Below are 2,500 nucleotides of genomic sequence, written 5' to 3'. Positions count from 1 at the left end.
TGAAACCGAATGCCTACAAGCAGTCGGAGCCTCTTATGGGGTGACGGCGTACCTTTTGTATAATGGGTCAGCGAGTTTCTGTTTGCAGCAAGCTTAAGCCGGTAGGTGTAGGCGTAGCGAAAGCGAGTCTGAATAGGGCGTTTAGTTGCTGGCAGAAGACCCGAAACCGAGTGATCTAGCCATGGCCAGGCTGAAGGTGCGGTAACACGCACTGGAGGGCCGAACCCACGCCTGTTGAAAAAGTCGGGGATGAGCTGTGGCTAGGGGTGAAAGGCCAATCAAACTCGGAAATAGCTGGTTCTCCGCGAAATCTATTGAGGTAGACCGTCAGGAATTTACCCCGGGGGGTAGAGCACTGGATGGGCTAGGGGGGCCCAAAGCCTTACCAAACCTAACCAAACTCCGAATACCCGGAAGTATTAGCCTGGCAGACAGACAGTGGGTGCTAAGGTCCATTGTCGAGAGGGAAACAGCCCAGACCACCAGCTAAGGCCCCTAAATCGTGGCTAAGTGGGAAAGGATGTGGGGATTCCAAAACAACCAGGAGGTTGGCTTAGAAGCAGCCATCCTTTAAAGAAAGCGTAATAGCTCACTGGTCTAATAGAAACCCTGCGCCGAAAATGTAACGGGGCTCAAGCCACGTGCCGAAGCTGTGGGTGCATATCTATGATATGCGCGGTAGCGGAGCGTTCCGTAGGTCTGTGAAGGAGGCGGGGTGACCCCCTCTGGAGATATCGGAAGTGCGAATGCTGACATGAGTAGCGACAAACAGTGCGAGAAACACTGTCGCCGAAAGTCCAAGGGTTCCTGCGCAAGGTTAATCCACGCAGGGTTAGTCGGCCCCTAAGGCGAGGGCGAAAGCCGTAGTCGATGGGAATCAGGTGAATATTCCTGAACCTGCCAGAAGTGACGAATGCAATATGTTGTCAGTCCTTATCGGATTGGACTGGCTTTTGGCGCATTCCAGGAAATAGCTCTGGCATATAGACCGTACCCGAAACCGACACAGGTGGACTGGTAGAGAATACCAAGGCGCTTGAGAGAACGATGCTGAAGGAACTAGGCAAATTACTCGTGTAACTTCGGGATAAGCGAGACCCGTTAGTGGGCAACCATTGGCGGGTGGCACAGACCAGGGGGTAGCGACTGTTTAGTAAAAACACAGGGCTCTGCGAAGTCGAAAGACGACGTATAGGGCCTGACGCCTGCCCGGTGCCGGAAGGTTAAGAGGAGGTGTGAGAGCACTGAATTGAAGCCCCGGTAAACGGCGGCCGTAACTATAACGGTCCTAAGGTAGCGAAATTCCTTGTCGGGTAAGTTCCGACCTGCACGAATGGCGTAACGACTTCCCCGCTGTCTCCAGCATCGGCTCAGCGAAATTGAATTCCCCGTGAAGATGCGGGGTATCCGCGGTCAGACGGAAAGACCCTATGAACCTTTACTGCAGCTTTACAGTGGCATCAGAGACATTCTGTGTAGGATAGGTGGGAGGCTTTGAAGCGGGGGCGCCAGTTCCCGTGGAGTCATCCTTGAAATACCACCCTGAATTTTTCTGATGTCTAACCGCGGTCAGTTAGCCTGATCCGGGACCCTGTATGGTGGGCAGTTTGACTGGGGCGGTCGCCTCCCAAAGTGTAACGGAGGCGCGCGATGGTGGGCTCAGGCCGGTCGGAAACCGGCTGTTGAGTGCAATGGCATAAGCCCGCCTGACTGCGAGAGTGACAGCTCGAGCAGAGACGAAAGTCGGCCATAGTGATCCGGTGGTCCCGCGTGGAAGGGCCATCGCTCAACGGATAAAAGGTACTCTAGGGATAACAGGCTGATCTCCCCCAAGAGTCCACATCGACGGGGAGGTTTGGCACCTCGATGTCGGCTCATCACATCCTGGGGCTGGAGCAGGTCCCAAGGGTTCGGCTGTTCGCCGATTAAAGTGGTACGTGAGCTGGGTTTAGAACGTCGTGAGACAGTTCGGTCCCTATCTGCCGTGGATGTTGGAGATTTGAGAGGATTTGTCCCTAGTACGAGAGGACCGGGATGAACATACCTCTGGTGCACCGGTTGTCGCGCCAGCGGCACCGCCGGGTAGCTAAGTATGGACGGGATAACCGCTGAAAGCATCTAAGCGGGAAACCCACCTCAAAACTAGATCTCCCTGAGAGCCGTGATAGACCATCACGTTGATAGGCCAGGTGTGGAAGCGCAGTAATGCGTGTAGCTAACTGGTCCTAATCGCTCTATAGGCTCACTCTCATACTGTCCCCTTAAAAGGACAGCCCGTGCACAGAAATCATCCATGCACGCGTCACACACACAAAAATTCTCTCTTTACCAACCGCATCCACACCACCCCACTCAGGGTGGACTGGATGACCTGGTGGCCATGGCGGGGAGTGATCCACCCGATCCCATCCCGAACTCGGCCGTGAAACCCCCCAGCGCCTATGATACTGCGGCTTAAGTCGTGGGAAAGTCGGTCGCCGCCAGGTCTTCCAGTCTACCC

2 rRNA genes (1 of these 2 cut by a window edge) are annotated in these 2,500 nt (G+C 54.9%); both read left to right on the top strand.

What is annotated here, in order from left to right:
* Window positions 1–2,250, top strand: a 23S ribosomal RNA gene (locus AD928_RS00890) (it extends 492 nt beyond the left edge of the window).
* A 120-nt stretch (window positions 2,251–2,370) separates the two neighbouring features.
* Window positions 2,371–2,486: ribosomal RNA gene (gene rrf / locus AD928_RS00885) — 5S ribosomal RNA — on the top strand.
* Window positions 2,487–2,500: the final 14 nt, after the last annotated feature.

The sequence above is a fragment of the Acetobacter cerevisiae genome, from assembly GCF_001580535.1.
GTDB classification, from domain to species: Bacteria; Pseudomonadota; Alphaproteobacteria; order Acetobacterales; family Acetobacteraceae; genus Acetobacter; species Acetobacter cerevisiae.
Note: the sequence above shows the minus strand (reverse complement) of the source record. Positions and strands in the feature narration are given on the sequence as shown.